This is a genomic window from Microbacterium hominis NBRC 15708, from assembly GCF_001592125.1.
Taxonomy (GTDB): domain Bacteria; phylum Actinomycetota; class Actinomycetes; order Actinomycetales; family Microbacteriaceae; genus Microbacterium; species Microbacterium hominis.
The window spans coordinates 87,046-105,111 of sequence record NZ_BCWI01000013.1 but is presented as its reverse complement, the minus strand read 5'-3'; the positions used below and the strand labels follow the sequence as shown (position 1 = coordinate 105,111).

18 protein-coding genes and 1 tRNA gene are annotated in these 18,066 nt (G+C 71.5%); 9 read left to right on the top strand and 10 right to left on the bottom strand.

Going from position 1 to position 18,066, the window contains the following annotated elements; all coding sequences use genetic code 11:
• The first annotated feature begins 60 nt into the window (after window positions 1-60).
• On the top strand, window positions 61-1,080 hold the full coding sequence (locus MHO01S_RS11330; RefSeq protein WP_060959204.1) for a LacI family DNA-binding transcriptional regulator: 1,020 nt from the start codon (window positions 61-63) through the stop codon (window positions 1,078-1,080).
• 74 nt (window positions 1,081-1,154) lie between these two features.
• Here MHO01S_RS11330 and rplL read toward each other — a convergent pair whose 3' ends face one another.
• Window positions 1,155-1,538: a 50S ribosomal protein L7/L12 gene (gene rplL, locus MHO01S_RS11325; protein WP_060959205.1), complete on the bottom strand. Its 384-nt coding sequence runs from the start codon at window positions 1,536-1,538 to the stop codon at window positions 1,155-1,157.
• Between the two features lie 50 nt (window positions 1,539-1,588).
• Complete coding sequence (gene rplJ, locus MHO01S_RS11320; RefSeq protein WP_060959206.1) at window positions 1,589-2,077, bottom strand: 50S ribosomal protein L10; 489 nt, start codon at window positions 2,075-2,077, stop codon at window positions 1,589-1,591.
• A gap of 321 nt (window positions 2,078-2,398) precedes the next feature.
• Here rplJ and MHO01S_RS11315 point away from each other — a divergent pair, with 321 nt between their 5' ends.
• From MHO01S_RS11315 to MHO01S_RS11300, 4 genes are all read left to right on the top strand, one after another.
• Window positions 2,399-3,088 carry a YqaJ viral recombinase family protein gene (locus tag MHO01S_RS11315; RefSeq protein WP_082734116.1) on the top strand — a complete coding sequence of 230 codons (690 nt, stop codon included), beginning with the start codon at window positions 2,399-2,401 and terminating at the stop codon, window positions 3,086-3,088.
• A 168-nt stretch (window positions 3,089-3,256) separates the two neighbouring features.
• Window positions 3,257-4,960, top strand: coding sequence for an MDR family MFS transporter (locus MHO01S_RS11310; protein WP_061782326.1), 1,704 nt, complete (start codon window positions 3,257-3,259; stop codon window positions 4,958-4,960).
• Window positions 4,953-5,417: a MarR family winged helix-turn-helix transcriptional regulator gene (locus MHO01S_RS11305; protein WP_060959208.1), complete on the top strand. Its 465-nt coding sequence runs from the start codon at window positions 4,953-4,955 to the stop codon at window positions 5,415-5,417. The genes MHO01S_RS11310 and MHO01S_RS11305 overlap by 8 nt, the downstream gene beginning before the upstream one ends.
• A gap of 135 nt (window positions 5,418-5,552) precedes the next feature.
• A complete protein-coding gene (locus MHO01S_RS11300; protein ID WP_060959209.1) occupies window positions 5,553-6,605 on the top strand; it encodes an NADP-dependent oxidoreductase in 1,053 nt (350 codons plus the stop codon).
• A gap of 1 nt (window position 6,606) precedes the next feature.
• On the opposite strand, the gene MHO01S_RS11295 is transcribed toward MHO01S_RS11300, so the two are convergent.
• Complete coding sequence (locus MHO01S_RS11295) at window positions 6,607-7,497, bottom strand: LysR family transcriptional regulator ArgP (protein WP_060959210.1); 891 nt, start codon at window positions 7,495-7,497, stop codon at window positions 6,607-6,609.
• 69 nt (window positions 7,498-7,566) lie between these two features.
• On the opposite strand from MHO01S_RS11295, the gene MHO01S_RS11290 reads away from it, so the two are divergent.
• Together MHO01S_RS11290 and MHO01S_RS11285 are read left to right on the top strand one after the other, a co-directional pair.
• Window positions 7,567-8,193, top strand: a complete 627-nt coding sequence (locus MHO01S_RS11290; protein WP_082808076.1) for a LysE/ArgO family amino acid transporter — start codon at window positions 7,567-7,569, stop codon at window positions 8,191-8,193.
• Between the two features lie 23 nt (window positions 8,194-8,216).
• A complete protein-coding gene (locus MHO01S_RS11285) occupies window positions 8,217-8,492 on the top strand; it encodes an acylphosphatase (RefSeq protein ID WP_060959211.1) in 276 nt (91 codons plus the stop codon).
• Window positions 8,493-8,548: 56 nt separating this feature from the next.
• Here MHO01S_RS11285 and rplA read toward each other — a convergent pair whose 3' ends face one another.
• The 6 genes from rplA to MHO01S_RS11255 all read right to left on the bottom strand — a co-directional run bounded on the left by rplA (window position 8,549) and on the right by MHO01S_RS11255 (window position 11,967).
• On the bottom strand, window positions 8,549-9,238 hold the full coding sequence (gene rplA, locus MHO01S_RS11280) for a 50S ribosomal protein L1 (RefSeq protein ID WP_005050012.1): 690 nt from the start codon (window positions 9,236-9,238) through the stop codon (window positions 8,549-8,551).
• A 13-nt stretch (window positions 9,239-9,251) separates the two neighbouring features.
• Window positions 9,252-9,683, bottom strand: coding sequence for a 50S ribosomal protein L11 (rplK, locus tag MHO01S_RS11275; protein ID WP_005050009.1), 432 nt, complete (start codon window positions 9,681-9,683; stop codon window positions 9,252-9,254).
• Between the two features lie 143 nt (window positions 9,684-9,826).
• On the bottom strand, window positions 9,827-10,912 hold the full coding sequence (gene nusG, locus MHO01S_RS11270) for a transcription termination/antitermination protein NusG (RefSeq protein ID WP_060959212.1): 1,086 nt from the start codon (window positions 10,910-10,912) through the stop codon (window positions 9,827-9,829).
• 53 nt (window positions 10,913-10,965) lie between these two features.
• Window positions 10,966-11,229 (bottom strand): preprotein translocase subunit SecE, encoded by a 264-nt coding sequence (gene secE, locus MHO01S_RS11265; RefSeq protein WP_167626531.1) that lies wholly within the window; start codon window positions 11,227-11,229, stop codon window positions 10,966-10,968.
• Between the two features lie 94 nt (window positions 11,230-11,323).
• Window positions 11,324-11,396 (bottom strand) — tRNA-Trp (locus MHO01S_RS11260).
• Window positions 11,397-11,532: 136 nt separating this feature from the next.
• Window positions 11,533-11,967, bottom strand: coding sequence for a pyridoxamine 5'-phosphate oxidase family protein (locus MHO01S_RS11255; RefSeq protein WP_060959214.1), 435 nt, complete (start codon window positions 11,965-11,967; stop codon window positions 11,533-11,535).
• A 98-nt stretch (window positions 11,968-12,065) separates the two neighbouring features.
• Between MHO01S_RS11255 and MHO01S_RS11250 the strand changes: the two genes are divergently transcribed.
• Window positions 12,066-13,898 (top strand): HSP90 family protein, encoded by a 1,833-nt coding sequence (locus MHO01S_RS11250; RefSeq protein WP_061782325.1) that lies wholly within the window; start codon window positions 12,066-12,068, stop codon window positions 13,896-13,898.
• Window positions 13,895-16,690, top strand: a complete 2,796-nt coding sequence (locus tag MHO01S_RS11245) for a hypothetical protein (RefSeq protein WP_061782324.1) — start codon at window positions 13,895-13,897, stop codon at window positions 16,688-16,690. Before MHO01S_RS11250 ends, MHO01S_RS11245 begins: the two co-directional genes overlap by 4 nt.
• Before the next feature lie 6 nt (window positions 16,691-16,696).
• Here MHO01S_RS11245 and MHO01S_RS11240 read toward each other — a convergent pair whose 3' ends face one another.
• Window positions 16,697-18,061, bottom strand: a complete 1,365-nt coding sequence (locus MHO01S_RS11240; protein WP_061782323.1) for an NAD-dependent succinate-semialdehyde dehydrogenase — start codon at window positions 18,059-18,061, stop codon at window positions 16,697-16,699.
• Between the last annotated feature and the right edge of the window lie 5 nt (window positions 18,062-18,066).

Below are 18,066 nucleotides of genomic sequence, written 5' to 3'. Positions count from 1 at the left end.
GCAACCGGTTCCATACTGAACCGTGAGAAAGACGATCGATCAGCTCGAGGAGGAGCGCCGATGGCGGGCATAGCGGAGGTCGCCGCCCACGCGGGCGTTTCGAAGGCCACCGCCAGTCGTGCCCTGAGCGGCGCCGGCTACGTATCCGAGAGCACGAAGTCGCGGGTGCGCGCGGCGGCCGCCGAGCTGGGCTACGTCCCGTCCGCCGGGGCCGTCGGACTCGCGACGGGCCGCACGCAGAACGTCGGCGTCGTCATGCCCTACGTCAACCGCTGGTTCTTCGCCGAGGTGCTCGAGGGCATCCAGCAGGCGCTGCTGGAACGCGGCCTCGACCTCACCCTGTACGACGCGAAGCCCGGTACCGACGGGCGCGCCCGGATCTTCGACGACTTCCTGGCGCGCAAGAGGTTCGACGGTCTGATCGCGGTGGGCCTGGAACCGGTGGACCACGAGCTCGAGCGTCTGACGCGCATCGACCGCCCGATCGTCAGCGTCGTCGGCTCGAGCGACCTGACCAGCGTCGTCGCGGTGGACGACGCGGATGCGGCGCGGCGGGCCACCGAGCACCTCATCGCCCTCGGCCATCGCGACATCGCGTTCGTGGGCGGCGCTCCCGAGAGCCACTGGGCGCACGTCGACCAGGAGCGGCTCGCCGGCTACCGCCACGCGATGCGCGAGGCGGGCCTGTCGCAGTTCGCCCGGCACGCGCACTCCGAGGTGACGCTGCCCGACGGCTACGCCGCCTCCGCCGATCTGCTCAGCGACACGCGCCGCCGCCCGACCGCCATCGTGGGCGTCTGCGACGAGGTGGCGATCGGCGCGATCATCGCGGCCCGTCGCCTCGGCATCCAGGTGCCGTCGGCGCTGAGCGTCGTGGGGATCGACGACCACGAGTTCGCCGACATGTTCGCCCTCACCACGCTCCAGCAGGTGCCGCGGGAACAGGGCCGGGCCGCCGTGGGCGTGCTGCTGTCCGAGATCGCCGAGCCGGGCCGCGCGCGCACCGAGCTGCGTCTTCCCGCCCGGCTCGTCGTGCGCAGCTCCACGGCCCCGATCAGCGACGGCGTCGAGCGGGTCTGAGCGCGCCGCACGGACGCGGAAGACCCCCGGGCCGAGCCCGGGGGTCTTCGCTGCAGTTCTTCGAGAAGAGCTGATTACTTGATGGTCACCGAAGCGCCGGCCTCCTCGAGGGCAGCCTTCGCCTTCTCGGCGGTCTCCTTGTTCGCGCCCTCGAGCACGGCCTTGGGGGCACCGTCGACGACGGCCTTGGCCTCGCCGAGGCCGAGCGAGGTGAGCTCGCGGACCGTCTTGATGACCTGGATCTTCTTGTCGCCGGCGGCCTCGAGGATGACGTCGAAGGAGTCCTTCTCCTCGACCTCTTCGGCGCCACCCGCGGCACCCGCGGCGCCGGCAACGGCGACGGGGGCGGCAGCGGTGACGTCGAACTTCTCCTCGAACGCCTTCACGAACTCGCTGAGCTCGACGAGGGTCAGGCCGGCAAACTGCTCGAGCAGCTCCTCAGTGGTGAGCTTCGCCATGATGTATCTCCTAGATGGGTGGGGTGTATGGGAAAGAGCTCGCCGGTCGCTTACGCGGCCTCGGCGGTCTCCAGCTTTTCGCGAAGCGCGTCGATGGTGGCCGCAGCCTTGCCCATCGTCGCCTTCATCATGCCCGCCGCCTTCGCCAGCAGAACCTCACGGCTCTCCAGGGAGGCGTACTTGTTGACCTCGTCGGCGCTCAGGGCGTTGCCCTCGAAGACGCCGCCCTTGATCACGAGAAGCGGGTTGGCCTTGGCGAAGTCACGCAGAGCCTTCGCGGTGGCGACGAAGTCGCCGTGCACGAACGCGACGGCCGAGGGGCCCTTGAGGTCCTCGTCCAGCGCCGTGATCCCCGCGTTGTTCGCGGCGATCTTGGTCAGCGTGTTCTTCACCACGGCGTAGCTCGCGTCCTGACGGATGCTGTTGCGCAGCTGCTTGAGCTGGGCGACCGTCAGACCGCGGTACTCGGTCAGCAGAACGGCAGTCGAGTTCTCGAAGTTCTTCGTGAGCTCGGCGACCGATGCATCCTTCTGCGCCATGGTCACTCCTTGATGTGAACGTGACACCCCGCGGTGGCGGAGCGTCGGCCTCGACCGGCTGTCCTGCGATACGGACCCCGCACAACGAGAAAAAGCTCCGGCGCAAGCGCACGGAGCTTCGTGTCCGGTTTCCCGGTGCTGTCTGTGACACCTGCGCGGGCCCCTGCGATGCAGAGCTTCGTCGGCATCCGCTTGCGCGCACGCCGAGACCAGCGGTCTTTGGCTTCCCCCAGCATAGGCGACGCCGGCACCGTCGCCAAATCCGGGCGGCGCGGGTGTCGCGGGGCCCGGCTGTCGACGGCGCGGGTTAGCCTCGATGTCATGACTCCGGAGGCCTTCGCACGCATCGCTCCGGAACTGGCCTCCCGCATCGTCGCCGACTCGCGCGACCGCGTGGGCTGGATGCGCGCCCGCTCGCGCGGCATCACCGCGACGGATGTCGCTCAGCTGACGAGTCCCGCCGCCATCGCGCGCGCGGCCGACGCCAAGCTCGGCGCCGGGCGCGGCTTCTCGGGCAACGCGTACACCGACCACGGACGTCGCCGCGAGCCGGAGATCGCCGCCTGGGTCGCGGCGACGCACGGCATCCACCCCTCGTCGGCCCTCTTCCACGCCGTCGTCGAGAAGCGCCACCTCGCGACCCCCGACGGCATCACGGTCGATCAGGACGGTCGTGTCGTGCTCGCGGAGATCAAGACCACGAACAAGACGTGGCGCTCGATCCCCCGCACCTACCTGCGTCAGGTGTGGTGGCAGCAGCACGTGCTGGGCGCCGAGCGCACCCTGGTCGTGTGGGAGGAGCACGACGGGTTCGTGCCCGTCGGCGACGAGCCCCGGTGCGCCTGGGTCGACCGCGACGAGCGGGAGATCGGCAACCTCGTGCGCCTCGCGACCGAGCTGATCGACGAGCTCTACCGCCGCACCACCGCGCGCCGGGTCGGGGCGGCGCCGGCCGATGCCGCCGCACCGCGCGCCCGCGAGCCGTTCCGCGCCCTCGCCCTCGCCGACTGACCGCCCGCCGGATGCCGGGGCCTCGGCACGGGCAGAGCCGGGTCGGGAATAGTTGACGCAGGTCAACGTTGCTCATATAGTTGACCCAGCTCAAACGTTGACTGAGATCAACCATCCCGTCGCCCCCGGCGACTCCTCCGCATCGCCGCACCTCCAGGAAGCACCCCTATGTCAGAAACCCTCACCGACGGCGCACCGCGCATGACCCATCGGCAGGTGCTCGAAGCCCTGTCCGGTCTGCTGCTGGGCATGTTCGTGTCCATGCTGGCCTCGACCGTCGTCTCCAGCTCGCTGCCCGTGATCATCCACGACCTCGACGGCAACCAGGCCGCCTTCACGTGGGTCGTCACGGCGACCCTGCTCACGACGGCGATCTCGACCCCCATCTGGGGCAAGCTCGCCGACCTCACCAACCGGAAGGTGCTCTACCAGCTCGCGATCGTGATCTTCGTGCTCGCGACCGCCGCCGCCGGATTCTCGCAGAGCCCCGAGATGCTCATCGCGTTCCGCGCCGTGCAGGGCATCGGCGCCGGCGGCCTCGCCGCGCTCAGCCAGGTGCTCATGGCCGACATCATCAGCCCGCGCGAGCGCGGCCGCTACATGGGCCTGTTCGGCGCGGTGATGGCGCTCGCCACGATCGGCGGGCCGCTGCTGGGCGGTGTGATCACGGATGCCTGGGGCTGGCGCTGGAACTTCTTCGTCTCGCTTCCGGTCGCCGTCGTCGCCCTCGTGCTCGTCCAGGCGACCCTGCACGTGCCGGCCCGCCCGAAGAAGAAGACGACGATCGACTACCTCGGCATCGTGCTGCTGTCGGCCGCCGTCTCGCTGCTGCTGGTCTGGGTCACCAACGCCGGCACGACCAAGACCGGCGACTGGTGGGATCTCGGCAACAACGACTGGTGGAGCCTCACGACGGTGCTGATGGTCGGCGGCGCGATCCTCGCCGCGATCCTGTTCGTCATCGTCGAGCTGCGCTCGCGCGAGCCGCTCGTGCCGCTGACGCTGTTCCGCAACCGCACGTTCACGCTGTCGGTCATCGCCTCCATCGCCACCGGCATCGCCATGTTCGGCGCCTCGGTGTTCCTCAGCCAGTACATGCAGCTGGCGCGCGGGGCGACCCCGACCGAGGCCGGGCTCATGACGATCCCGATGATCGGCGGCCTCCTGGTCGCCTCGGTCGGCGTCGGCACGCTGGTGACCCGCTACGGCACGTGGAAGCCGTACCTCATCGTCGGCGCCGTGCTGCTGATCGCCGGCTCGTCGCTGCTGTCGACGATCCACTACGACACGGACTTCTTCCTCGTCTCGGTGTACATGTTCCTGCTCGGTGCGGGCGTGGGCATGACGATGCAGAACCTCGTGCTGGTCGTGCAGAACACGACCCGTCCGGAGGAGATCGGTGTCGCGAGCTCCGGTGTGACGTTCTTCCGGAGCCTCGGCGGGACCATCGGCGTCTCGGTCATGGGCGCCGCCCTCGCCGCGCGCGTGGTCGACCTCGTCGCCGAGCGCAAGGAGGAGATCACCGCCGCCGTGATGGGGCTCGGCGACCAGGCCCAGTACTGGGGGCAGCAGCTGCAGTCCGGATCGCTGCCCAAGGTCTCGGCGATGCCCGATACGCTTCGTGTCGTGTTCGAGGACATCTACGCCAACGGCATCTCCCATTCCTTCCTGATCGCCGTCCCCTTCGCCGTGATCTCGCTGATCGCGATCGTCTTCCTCCCCAACAAGCCGCTCACGACGATGACCACCGTCGAGCGCCTGCAGGCGAGCGAGGCCGACCTCGCGACCGTCTCCGTCCCGGAGGCCATGGAGACGCTGACCGCGACCGGATCGGTGCGCACCGTGCGCACGGGAACCCGCGACGATGGCTGAGACCTCCGCAGCCTCCAGCTCCCGTACCGACGCGGTGCGGGAGCTGGAGGCCGAGTTCGGGGAGCTGATCACCCGCTTCCAACGGGTGATCAGCGAGATCGCGAACCGGGTGAGCCCGGGCCTGCTGCCGGGCGCGTACAAGGTGTTCACGACCATCGCCCGCCGCGACGGCGTGACCCTGTCCACGCTCGCCGATCACCTCATGATGGACAAGGGCCAGCTGAGCCGGACGATCCGTGAGCTGGAGAGCCTCGGCCTCATCTCGCGCGCCCCCGACCCCGCCGACGGCCGCTCGAGCCTGCTGTCCGCCACGGCCGAGGGCCGGGGGCGCCTCGAGGCCGCGCGGGCCCCGCAGCAGGGCCTGCTGCTGGATGCGATCGTGGACTGGCCCCTCGACGACATCCATGCGCTGACCCGCCTGCTGCACGCGCTCGGCGAGAGCGTCACGCGCCGCTGACGACGCTTAGCGGCCCGGTAGCACTCGCGTAACACGGCGGAGACATCCCCGGGGTTGACTGGTCGACACGGGGGCACCACGCCTCCCCGGCCGCACGTGCAGCCAACGCCGACACGCACGGGAAGGAGCGACCCGATGGTCTCTCACCGTCTCACCCGATTCCGGCCTCTGCGGGGCGCCGCGGCAGCGGATGCCGCCCACACCGCCCCCGTCCCCGAGATCCCCCGGGACATGCGCGCGATGGTCTTCGACGAGGTCGGCGGCGCGGAGGTGCTGCACGAGGCCACGATCCCCGTGCCGGCTCCCGTGCTGAGCGAGCTGCTCGTGCGCGTGGTCGCCGCCGGGGTCAATCCCATCGACGCGAAGACCCGCTCCGGCGCGGGGGTGTCGGGGGCCATCGACGCGTTCCCGAGCACGCTCGGCTTCGACTTCAGCGGCGTCGTCGTCTCGGCGCCCTACGAGTCGCACCCGTTCCCTCCCGGCACCGAGGTGTTCGGGATGACCCCCTTCCCCCGCTCCGGCGGATCGTACGCGGACTACGTCGTGGTGCCCACCCTCTCCGTCGCGCGCAAGCCCGCGTCGCTCTCGCACGCCGAGGCCGCGGCCGTGCCGCTGGCGGCGCTCACCGCGTGGGGACTCGTCGTCGAGACCGCGCACGCCCACGAGGGCCAGCGGGTGCTCATCCACGCCGGCGCGGGCGGTGTGGGCCACTTCGCGGTGCAGCTGGCCGCCTACTTCGGCGCACAGGTGATCGCCACCGGATCGGCCGGCAACCTCGCGTGGCTGCGCGAGCTGGGGGCATCCGTCGCCATCGACTACGCGACCACGCGCTTCGAGGACGTCGTCGGCACCGTCGACGTCGTCATCGACCTCGTCGGCAACGTGCACGACGACACGGGCACCCGGTCGCTGGGCGTGCTGCGCCCGGGCGGCCTGTACGTCCTCGTGCCCACCGGGGGCTGGCCGCAGTACGCGGATGCCGCCGCGGCCGCGGGCGTGCGGACCACCTCGTACAAGGTGGTCCCCGACGGCACCGTCCTGGCGACGCTGGCGCGTCTGCTCGACTCGGGCGCGATCCGCGTGTTCGTCGACCACGTCTACGACCTGGGCGAGGCCGCGACGGCGCACCGCGAGGTGGAGCGGGGTCACACCCGCGGGAAGATCGTCCTCGCGGTCGGCGACTGCTGACTCACCGCGACAGCACGCGGCGTCCCTCCGCGACGATCTCCCCCGCCACCGCGTCGAGCAGGGGCGAGCGCAGGTTCCACTGCTGCCAGAACAGCGCCACCGCCACCTCTGGTCCGCCCAGCGGCACGAGGGCGCCGGAGGCGAGGGCCTCGCGCGACTGCAGGCGCGGCAGCAGAGCCCATCCCAACCCGAGTTGGACGGCCGTCGCGAAGTCGTGCGACGCGGGCACGCGGTGGCGCGGCGGGGCGGTGGGGTCCACGCCCCGGGCCGTCAACCAGCGCGTCTGCAGGTCGTCGCGGCGGTCGAAGTCGATCACCGGCGCCCGCCGCAGCCCGTCGCGGTCGCCGTCGGCGTCGCCGGTCAGCCACCGATCGCGGAAGGCCGGGGTCGCGACCGCCTCGTAGACGAGCTCCCCGAGCGGGCTGACCCGGCATCCGCCGACGGGCTGCTCACGCGAGGTGACCGCCCCCATCACCGTGCCCGACTCGAGCAGGCCCGCCGTGAAGTCCTGGTCGTCGCGGTGCAGGTCGAAGACCACCGGATGGCGCGCGCTCAACCGCGCCAGCGGGGCGAGGAACCAGGTCGCCAGGGAGTCCGCGTTCACGGCGAGGGGCACGCGCGTCGTGGCGGCATCCGCGCCCAGTTCCGCGATCGCGTCGGCCTCGAGGAGCGCGAGCTGGCGGGCGTAGCGGACGACACCGTGCGCCGCCGGCGTCGCGCGCACCGGCTTCGTCCGCACGAGGAGCACCTGTCCGAGCGCGTCCTCGAGCGCCCGGATGCGTTGGCTGACGGCGGAGGGGGTGAGGTGCAGTCGGCGCGCGGCGACTTCCAGCGTCCCCTCCTCGACGGCCGTCGCGAGGGTGAGCGCCAGCTCGGGCGAGATGCGGGACATAAGCTCAGCTTACGAGGCGTGAGAATCGTCACCTGGACTGATCACGACGATCCTCCTAGCGTCGAAGCCGTGCTCCCCACCGTCCTCGCCGGTTTCGGCCTCGGCCTGTCGCTCATCGTCGCGATCGGCGCGCAGAACCTCTTCGTGCTGCGCCAGGGCATCCGCCGCGAGCGGGTGGTGGCCGTCGCCCTCGTGTGCGCGCTGTCGGATGCCGTGCTCATCGCGGTCGGCGTCTCCGGCATCGGCGCGATCCTGCACGCCGTCCCCTGGCTCATCGACGCCGTGCGGTGGGCGGGCGCCCTCTTCCTCGGCGGCTACGGGCTGCTCGCGGCGCGCCGGGCGCTGCGTCCGGCGCATGCGGCGCTGCAGGTGTCCGATGAGGGGCCCCGCGACGCCGAGCGCGCGCCGCGGCTCGCACCGATCGTCCTGACGTGCCTCGCGCTCACCTGGCTCAACCCGCACGTCTACCTCGACACCGTGTTCCTCCTCGGCTCCGTCGCGAACACGCACGGCGCGGACCGTTGGTGGTTCGCCGCGGGGGCCGCCGCGGCATCCGTCCTCTGGTTCTTCTCGCTCGCCCTCGGCGCCCGTCATCTGGGGCGCCGGCTGGCCACGCCGCGCTCCTGGCGCATCGTCGACGGCGTGATCGCGGTCGTGATGATCGCCCTCGCGGTGAGCCTCGTCTGGCCCCGCTGACGCGGTGCGGGCAGGATGGGGGGATGATGCGTGTCCACCTCGTCGCCCGCGGCGGCGTGCAGGGCGTCGGCTACCGATTCACGATGGAAGCCGTCGCCGCGCGCGCCGGGGCCACCGGATGGGTGCGCAATCGCCCCGACGGCAGCGTCGAGGCCGAGGTGGAGGGCAGCGATGCGGCCGTGGCCGACGTCGTGGACTGGGCCCGCCGCGGCCCGCGCGGCGGCTGGGTCGACGACGTGCAGGTCGAGCAGATCGCGCCCGAGGGCTCCGGCGTCTTCGAGATCCGCCGGGACGGCTGAGACGACGACGGGGCCCCACCCGAAGGTGGAGCCCCGTCGTGAGGTCGATCCGAGGATCAGACCAGGGAGTTGACGTCCAGCGGGATGCCGGGGCCGAACGTGGTCGACACGGCGCCCTTCTGGATGTAGCGGCCCTTCGAACTCGAGGGCTTCAGGCGCACGATCTCCTCGACCGCGGCGGTGAAGTTCTCCTCCAGCTGCTCGGCCGTGAAGGAGGCCTTGCCGACGACGAAGTGCACGTTGGCGTGCTTGTCGACGCGGAACTCGATCTTGCCGCCCTTGATCTCCTCGACGGCCTTGGCCGGGTTGGGGGTCACGGTGCCGGTCTTGGGGTTCGGCATGAGGCCACGGGGACCGAGGACCTTGCCGAGGCGTCCGACCTGGCCCATGAGCTCGGGCGTGGAGACGGCCGCGTCGAACGCGGTCCAGCCGCCGGCGACCTTCTCGATGAGCTCGGCGCCGCCGACCTCGTCCGCGCCCGCGGCGATGGCGGCCTCGGCGGCCGGGCCCGTCGCGAACACGATGACGCGGGCGGTCTTGCCCGTGCCGTGCGGGAGGATGACCGTGCCGCGGACCATCTGGTCCGCCTTGCGCGGGTCGACCGCGAGCTTGAGGGCGACCTCGACGGTCGAGTCGAACTTCTTCGACCCCGTCTCCTTCGCGAGCTTCACGGCCTCGGTGGACGTGTAGAACTTGTCGCGGTCGATCTTCGCCGCGGCTGCTTCGTAAACCTTGGACTTAGCCATTGTGCGTTCCCCCTCAGTCCTCGACCGTGATGCCCATGGAGCGGGCGGTGCCGGCGATGATCAGCGAGGCGGCCTCGATGTCGTTCGCGTTCAGGTCGGGCATCTTCGTCTCGGCGATCTGACGGACCTGGTCCTTGGTGAGCTTCGCGACCTTGACGGTGTGCGGGGTCTTGGAGCCCTTCTGCACGCCGGCGGCCTTCTTGATGAGCTCCGCGGCGGGCGGGGTCTTCAGGATGAACGTGAAGCTGCGGTCCTCGTAGACGGTGATCTCCACGGGGATGACGTTGCCGCGCTGCGACTCGGTCGCGGCGTTGTACGCCTTGCAGAACTCCATGATGTTGACGCCATGCTGACCGAGCGCGGGGCCGATCGGCGGCGCCGGGTTGGCGGCACCGGCGTTGATCTGAAGCTTGATCAGGCCGGTCACCTTCTTCTTCGGTGCCATTCTCTTTCCTTCTGTCGAGCGCCCGTGGCCGGAGCATCGGGGCGCGCTTCCACGCGATCGGCGGACCCGAAAGGTGGTGGGGAGGTCGCGCGACGAGCGCGCAACCTGATGATTCTACCGGATGCCGCGGCATCCGGTGGCGATCACTGCTTGGTGACCTGGTCGAACGACAGCTCGACCGGCGTCTCGCGCTCGAAGAGGGAGACGAGCACCGTGAGCTTGCCGCTCTCCGGCTTGATCTCGCTGATCGAGCCGGGAAGACCCGCGAACGAGCCCTCCTTGATCGTGATCGTCTCACCGATCTCGAAGTCGACCTCGGTGATGACGCTGCGCGCCTGGGTCGCGGAACCCTTGGCCCCGCCGCCCTTGACGGGCGCCGTCTCGGTGACCTGCACGAGGGACTTCAGCATGTTGAAGGCCTCCTCGAAACGCAGCGGCGTCGGGTTGTGGGCGTTGCCCACGAAGCCCGTGACGCCGGGCGTGTGACGCACGACCGACCACGTGTCCTCGTTGAGCTCCATGCGCACGAGCACGTAGCCGGGGATCCGGACGCGCGTGACCATCTTGCGCTGACCGTTCTTGATCTCGACGACGTCCTCCATGGGGACCTCGACCTGGTAGATGTCCTCTTCGACCTCGAGCGAGTTCTTGCGCTGCTCGATGTTGGCCTTCACCTTGCGCTCGAAGCCCGCGTACGAGTGGATGACGTACCACTTGCCGGGAAGCGACCGCAGCTCGGTGCGGAACGCCTCGTAGGGGTCTTCGGGTGCGGCGTCGGCGTCGTCCTCGGCGGCCTCGACCACCTCGCCGGCGGTCTCGACCTCGGCGACGAACTCCTCGTCCAGCACGGGGGCGTCGGGCTCGCCGTTGACGTCGGGACCGTCGTAGGGCGCGATCTCCTCGGCGGCGTGAGCGGCCGCGTCGGCCTCCTCCTCGGCGAGGGCGTCGGTGAGCACCTCGGCGGCGGCTTCGGCCTCGGCGGCCTCGTCGATCTCCAGTGCGTCGTTCACGATGGCGTCTGCCTCCGGGTCTTCGATGTCGATGTCGTCGTACTCGTCGTCGTCGACGGCCGCGTCCTCGTCGTCGACCACGTGGACGGCGAGGTGCTCCGCGGGCGCGGAGGCGCGCTCCTCGGCGGCGAGGATGTTGCCCTCCTGCGCCTCGTCGTCTTCACTGGACTGCTCGGCGGCGGTGGCCCAGTCGACGTCGTCGGTGTACTTCTCAGACACGTATGTCCTCTTCCCTCGGGGGTCGTGCGGTGACAGCTCGGGCGTCGGCTGGATCAGCTCGGCACGCCGAAGACGACCTGCACCACCCAGGTGAAGAGCAAGTCGAGGCTGTACACGACGGCCATCATCACGACGACGAAGCCGAGGACGACACCGGTGAACTTCAGGAGCTCCTGGCGGGTCGGCGTGACCACCTTGCGGAGTTCGCCGAAGACCTGGCGGATGAAGAGCGCGATCCGCTGGAAGAAGTTCAGCTTCTTCTCGCGGGGCGTGCCGCCTGCTGCGACGACCTCGCCGTGCGCCTCTTCCTGGACCATGTACCCACCCATGTGACGTGCTCGGACGTTCTCGGACTTGCTTCCGCGCCGGCGTGGACCGGCGCGCCTGCTGTGTCAACTGATCGCTGACGCGCAGGGCGGACAGGAATCGAACCTGCAACCTGCGGTTTTGGAGACCGCTGCTCTGCCAATTGAGCTACCGCCCTAGAGATCCGGGGATCCCAGGGTGAAATCCGCCTCCCGTGCTCGAGGACCACGCGGGAACCACGCGGGCACGGCAAAAGAATGCAGACTTCAAGTGCACTGTCCAGTGTACGTCATGCCATCTGGACGCGCGAACCGTCAGTACTCCTGCACACCGTACCGATCGGGTTCCGGCCCCCGGCGGAAGTCGCGTCCGGACAGGGATGCCGGCACGACGCGGACGTAGTTGTACTTCACCGTCGGGATCCACGGGCGCAGCCCGAGCTCGTCCGCGGCGCGCACGTCGTCGGCCGTCGTCAGGCGGTGGGCGTGGCCGCGCACCACCACGCTCCAGGCGTCGGTGTCGCTGTACTCGTCGACCTCGAAGAGCACGCCGTCGTTGATCGTGAGCTCGGTCAGCTTGCTGCCCTCGGCGGTGCGGAAGACGATGCTCTCCCCGTCGAGGATGTAGTTCACCGGGAAGATGTCCAGGACGTCGCCGACGTGGGTGACCAGGCGGCCGAGCTCCTGCTCGGCGAGTCGCTGCCAGCACTGCCGGTCATCGAGGAAGCTGACCGCATCCGAGGTGTCCATGGCCTCATCCTGCTCCGCCGGCGCGCGCGGCGCCACCCCCGCGCGCCGGGCAAATTCTCGAATAGCCTGGAGGTATCCCCGACGCTCCACCCCGAGGTATGACGCTGAACGAGAACGCCGCCCATCAGTTCCAGGTCGACCTGCGCGGAGTCATCGATCTGCTCAGCCGGCACATCTACTCCGGCCCCCGCGTGTATCTGCGCGAGCTCCTGCAGAACGCGGTCGACGCGATCGCCGCGCGCCGCGGCGTCGACGGCGGGGGCGGGCGCGTGCGGATCACGCCGGTGAGTGCGGCATCCGACGAGTTCGTCCTCCGCGACGACGGCGTCGGTCTCACCGCCGCCGAGGTCGCCGATCTGCTGGCGACCGTGGGGCGCAGCTCCAAGCGCGACATCTTCGACCTGCCGCGCGGCGACTACCTGGGCCAGTTCGGCATCGGGATGCTGTCGTGCTTCATGGTCTGCGACACCATCGTCATCCGCTCGCGCAGCGCCGCCGCCGGCGAGGCCGTCGAGTGGGTGGGCCGCTCCGACGGCACCTTCACCGTCAGCCCCGGCGCGCCGGAGACCCCCGTCGGCACCAGCGTGCACCTCTCCCCCCGCGCCGAGACGCGCGCCCTCGTGGAGACCGCGACGGTGCTCGAGCTCGCCGAGACCTTCGCCGCCTACCTGCCCGTGACGATCGCGGTCGACCTGCCCGCCGGCGGCGAGACGACGATCACCACCGCGCCGCCGTTCCTGTCCGCCGACCGCGAGACGCGGCTGGCCTACGGCCGCGACCTCCTCGGTGCGGAACCGCTGGACGTCATCGCGCTGACGGTGCCGGCGACGCAGACCCGCGGTGTCGCCTACGTGCTGCCGTTCGCGCCGCCGCCGTCGGCGCGGCAGAGCACCCGCGTGTACCTGCGCCGGATGCTGCTGACCGAGCGCGCCGATGACATCCTCCCCGACTGGGCGTTCTTCGCGCGCGCCGTCATCGACTCGGAGGGACTGCACCCGACCGCGAGCCGGGAGGCGCTGGTCGACGACGACGCGCTGGAGCAGACCCGTCGGGAGCTGGGCGACGGCATCCGTCGGTGGATCCTCGACCTCGCGCTGAGCGATCCCGCCCGTCTCGCGCAGTTCGTCGCGATCCACGAGGTCGCCCTCAAGGCGCTCGTCCGCCACGACGACGAGCTCGCCCGCTTCATCGTCCGCTGGCTGTCGGTGGAGACCACGCAGGGCCGGCTGCGGATCGAGGAGCTCGTGCGCCGGTTCCCGCACGTGCGCTACGCCGAGACCGTCGACGAGTTCCGCCAGGTGGCGAGCGTCATCGACGACGGCGGGGTGCTCGTCGACGGCGGCTACGTCTACGACGCCGATCTGATCCGACGCCTCCCCGACGTCTTCCCCCACGTCACCGTCGAGCGCATCGAGGTGCTGGACGAGATCGACCGGCTCGACCTGCCGCCACTGGACGACCGCGCCGCCGCGTTGGAGCTGGAACGACGCGCGGCGGCGGCGCTGCCCGACGTCGACGTGATGGTCCGCTCCTTCGCGCGCGGCGAGCTGCCGGGCCTGTTCGTCTCCGACCCCGCCGTGCTGCGCGCGCTCGATCGCGGCCGTGCCCGCAGCGCCGGCGGTGCGCTGTGGGGCGGCGTGCTCGATCGCGCCGCCGCGGTCGTCGGCGGCGCGCCCGCCGACGGCGCCCCCGCCGCGCGGCTGTGTCTGAACTGGACCAACGCGCTCGTGCGCCGACTCGGATCGGCCCCGGACGGCCGGGTGTTCGACCTCGGCATCCACCTGCTGTACGTCCAGTCGCTGCTGGCCGGCCACCACCCGCTCGGCGCGGCCGACCGCGCACTGATGACGACCTCGCTCTCGGAGCTGCTCGGCCGTGCGTTGCACGCCGACGACCCGGCGGCATCCGCATCCCCCGAAGGAGAATCATGACCAGCTTCGCCTCCCGCGTCCGCACGCTCTTCGACGAGATCGACCGCACGCCGTGGGGTCCCGCCGAACGCGCGCTCGTCGCGGACGCCGTGTCGCTGGCGCGCGAGAGCGGTGACGAGCGGCTCGAGTACGAGGCCCGGCTGCGGCAGACATCGAGCGCCAACATGGCCGGCGACACCGACCTGATGTTCACCTCGTTCGCGTGGTGCCTGGCCCATCACGACGCCGACCCGGAGCGCTTCCCGGCCGTGCTCGAACCCGCCGGCGACCTTCTCTGGCACTACAAGTGGATGGCCGGCGCGCTCTCCAACTCGCCCGAGTTCGCCCCCGCGCAGATCGCGGCGGTGCTCGACGACATGGCGGAGCACTACCGCCGCGCCGGCGTCGGCGAGTCGGGCGTGCTCATGGCGCGCTTCGAGGACGCCTGGTCGGCGGGCCGCGTCGAGGAGGCGGCTGCCCTGCAGCAGCGACTGGAGGCGACCCCGCGAGACGACTACAGCCACTGCGACGCGTGCGTGCGCAGTCAGTTCGCCGGATTCTTCGCCGAGACGGGACGAGAGGACGACGCGATCCGCCTCGTGCAGGAGATGATCGAGGGCGGCTTCTCGTGCGGCGAGGAGCCGGAGCACGCGCTCGCCCGCATCCTGCTGCCGTACCTGCGCGCCGGGATGCTGGACGAGGCGCGCGCCGCGCACCTGCGCAGCTATCGGCTGGCCAAGGACAACCCCGCGAACCTCGCGATCATCGCGGACAACGTGGTCTTCTGCGCCGTCACCGGCAACGACGCCCGCACCCTGGCCCTCGTCGAGAAGCACCTCCCCTGGCTGGTGCACGACGGGCTGGATGCCGCGGCGCACGAGACCGCCCTGGCCGCGTTCGCCGTCGGCCTCGACGCGGTCGCCGCGGGCGGGCACCCCGACACGCCCGTGCGCGGCTCGGAGGCGGCCGAGCTGGTGGCCGTGCTCGGCCCGCACGACGGCCCGTGGTCGGCCGCCGAGCTGGCGGCGCGGGCGTGGGCCGAAGCCGACCGCATCGCCGCCGCGTTCGACGCGCGCAACGGCACCGACGCGCATGCCCGTGCTCTCGCGCGACTGCGCGAGAGCGGGGCCGAGCGCTACGACGTGTCGATCCGCTCCCACGAGTTCTCGACCCTGGTCGCGGCCGAGGAGCCGCAGACCCCGCAGCAGCGGGTGGAGCGCGCGCTCGTGCTCGCCAGCGCGGGATCGAGCACCGCGATCGACGCCATCCGTGCCGCCCTCCCGGACGCCGTCGGGGAGGAACGGGTCGCTCTGAGCTCGCACCTCGTCTCCGCCCTCACCTCGTACGGCCGCACCGACGAGGCGTCCGCCGCGCTCGCGGACCGGCGCGCCATCCTGCGGGAGGCGGGCCTGGACGTGCAGGAGGCACTGGAGGAGCGGCTCGGACTCGTGCTGTTCGGCGTCGACCTGGTCGAGTCGCTCCCGCGCGTGCAGGACGAGCTCGACGCCCTGGCGGCGGATCGGATCGCCGAGCGGGCGGATCTGCTGTCGACGGTCGCGATCGGCCGGCTCTGGGCGGGCGATCACGACGCCGCGCTGGCGCCGGCCCGCGATGCCGCGGCCCTGTTCGCCGAGGCCGGCGACGTGCGCCGCGCCCACGGCATGCGGCTGCTCGAGGCGGACGCGCTCTCGGCCGCCGACGACGCGGCCGGCGCCATCCGGGTCATCGACGCGCTGCTGGCCGATCCCGCGGTCGACGACGGCCGACGCGTGCGCGCCCTGGTGACCCGTGCCCGGCTGCACGGTGTCGTCGAGGAGTTCGCCGCGGGCGCCGCGGCCGCCGACGAGGCGGCGCGGATCGCGGTCTCGATCGGCGTGGACGACGTGATCGTCTCGGAGTCCTTCCTGCTCGCGGCGATGCTGCACGAGGATGCCGGTGCGCCCGCGGCGGCGGTCAGCCGCTACCGGGTCGCCGCGGAGCGCCGCGACGGCGCCGAACTGTCGAGCGTGGACGTCCGTTTCCGCCAGGGCCGTGCGATGCTCGCCGCCGGGTTCGCCGCGGAGGCGGTGGACACGCTGAACGAGGTGCTCCGCGAGGAGAGCGAGATCGGCGTCGAGCCGGCCTCGCGCGCCCTCACCGCCGCGCTGCTGGCGCAGGCGCTGCAGGCGGCCGAGGAGTACGGCAACGCCGTGGGAGCGTGGGCGTACACGGCCGATCTCCGCGAGGAGGCCGAGGATGCCGCGGGCCGGGCGTACGCGCTCGTGCAGCAGGGCCGCCTGCTCGGACGCTTCGGCGCCCTGGACGATGCGATCGAGGTGCTCGCCGAGGCCGTCGGCATCGTCCGCGGCGACGACGACGAGGTGGGCCTGCTGGCCGACGCCCTGCACACCCTCGCCCAGGCGCATCAGCAGCGCGGCGACGACGAGGCGTTCGCCCTGGTCGACGAGGCTCTGGAGCTCGGCCGACGCCACGAGGCGGCCTGGTTCGTCGCGGACGTGCTCGACACCCGCGCCCGTCTGCTGATCGGCCGCGGAGACGTCGACGACGCCGTCGCGACCGCCCTGCAGGCCGCGGACGCGTTCGCGGCGGCGGGCGACCCGGCCGGCGCGGGCGGGTCGGAGCTGCTGGCGGCGCGCGTGCTGCGCGAGGCCGGCCGGCCCGGCGACGCCGTGGCGGTCTACCGCGCCGCCTTCGACCACGCCGACGACGCCGAGGCCCTCCGACAGGCCGTCGCCCTCGAGCTGGGCGACGTCCTCGAGGGCCTCGGCCGTCACGCCGAGGCGGCCGAGGTCCGGGCGGTGCTGCCGGCCTGACCGGGCTCAGCCCGCGATGCGGATGAGCTTCTTGTTGACGAACTCCTCGGCGGCGAGCAGACCCATCTCGCGTCCCGTGCCGCTGCGCTTCACGCCGCCGAACGGCAGCTCGGGCGAGTCGGCGAGGACGATGTTGACGTAGACCATGCCGGCGTCGATGCGGTCGGCGATACGGGCGGCCTGCGCGGGGTCGGTCGTGAAGACGTACGAGCCGAGGCCGAACTCGGTGCCGTTCGCGATCTCGACGGCCTCGTCCTCGCCGCTGACGCGGTAGACGACGCCGACGGGACCGAAGAACTCCTCGCGGTAGGCGTCCATGTCGGCGGTGACACCGGTGAGGACGGTGCCGGGGAAGAAGGCGCCGTCGCGCGTGCCGCCGGTCACGACCGTCGCGCCCTGCGCGACGGCACGGTCGACCTGCTCCTGCAGCCGCTCCGCGGCCGCCAGGGACGACAGCGGTCCGAGCACGGTGTCCTCGGCGAACGGATCGCCGACCTTCGCCGCCTGCAGGGCCGCGGCGAAGCGCTCGACGAACCCGTCGTACAGCTCGTCGGCGACGAGGAAGCGCTTGGCGCCGTTGCAGGACTGACCGTTGTTGTCCAGGCGCGCATCGACGGCCGCCTGCACCGCGGCATCCAGGTCGTCGGTGGACAGCAGGATGAAGGGGTCCGAGCCGCCGAGCTCCAGCACGACCTTCTTGAGGTTGCGGCCCGCGATCTCGGCGACCGCCGCGCCGGCGCGCTCGCTGCCGGTGACGGAGACGCCGTGCACGCGACGGTCGGCGATCACGTCGGCGGCCTGCTCGTTCGTGAGGCGGACGTCGACGTAGGCGCCGGCGGGGAATCCCGCGTCGGCGTACATGGCCGCGATGGCCGCCGCCGACTCGGGGCACTGCGGCGCGTGCTTGAGCAGGATCGTGTTGCCGATCGCCAGGTTGGGCGCGGCGAAGCGGGCGACCTGGTAGTAGGGGAAGTTCCACGGCATGATGCCCAGCAGCACGCCCAGGGGCGAGCGGCGGATGACGGCGGTGCCCTCCCCCAGGATGTCGAGGGGCCGGTCGCCGGTGATCTCGTCGATGTGATCGGCGTAGAACTCGGTGATGTCGGCGGCGAAGTCGACCTCGCCCTCGGCCGCGGCGAGCGGCTTGCCCATCTCGCGCACGATGATCGCGGCGAGCTCGTCGCGGCGCTCGCGGTGCAGCTCGGCGACGCGACGCAGCAGCGCCGCGCGTTCGGCGGGCGTCGAGGTGCGCCCCCACGTCTGGGCCGCCTCGTGGGCGGCCGCGACGGCGGCCTCGACCTCCGACGAGGTGGCGTCCGGGTAGGTGGCGAGGGTCTCGCCGGTGGCGGGGTTCACAACCGCATACGTCATCGTCG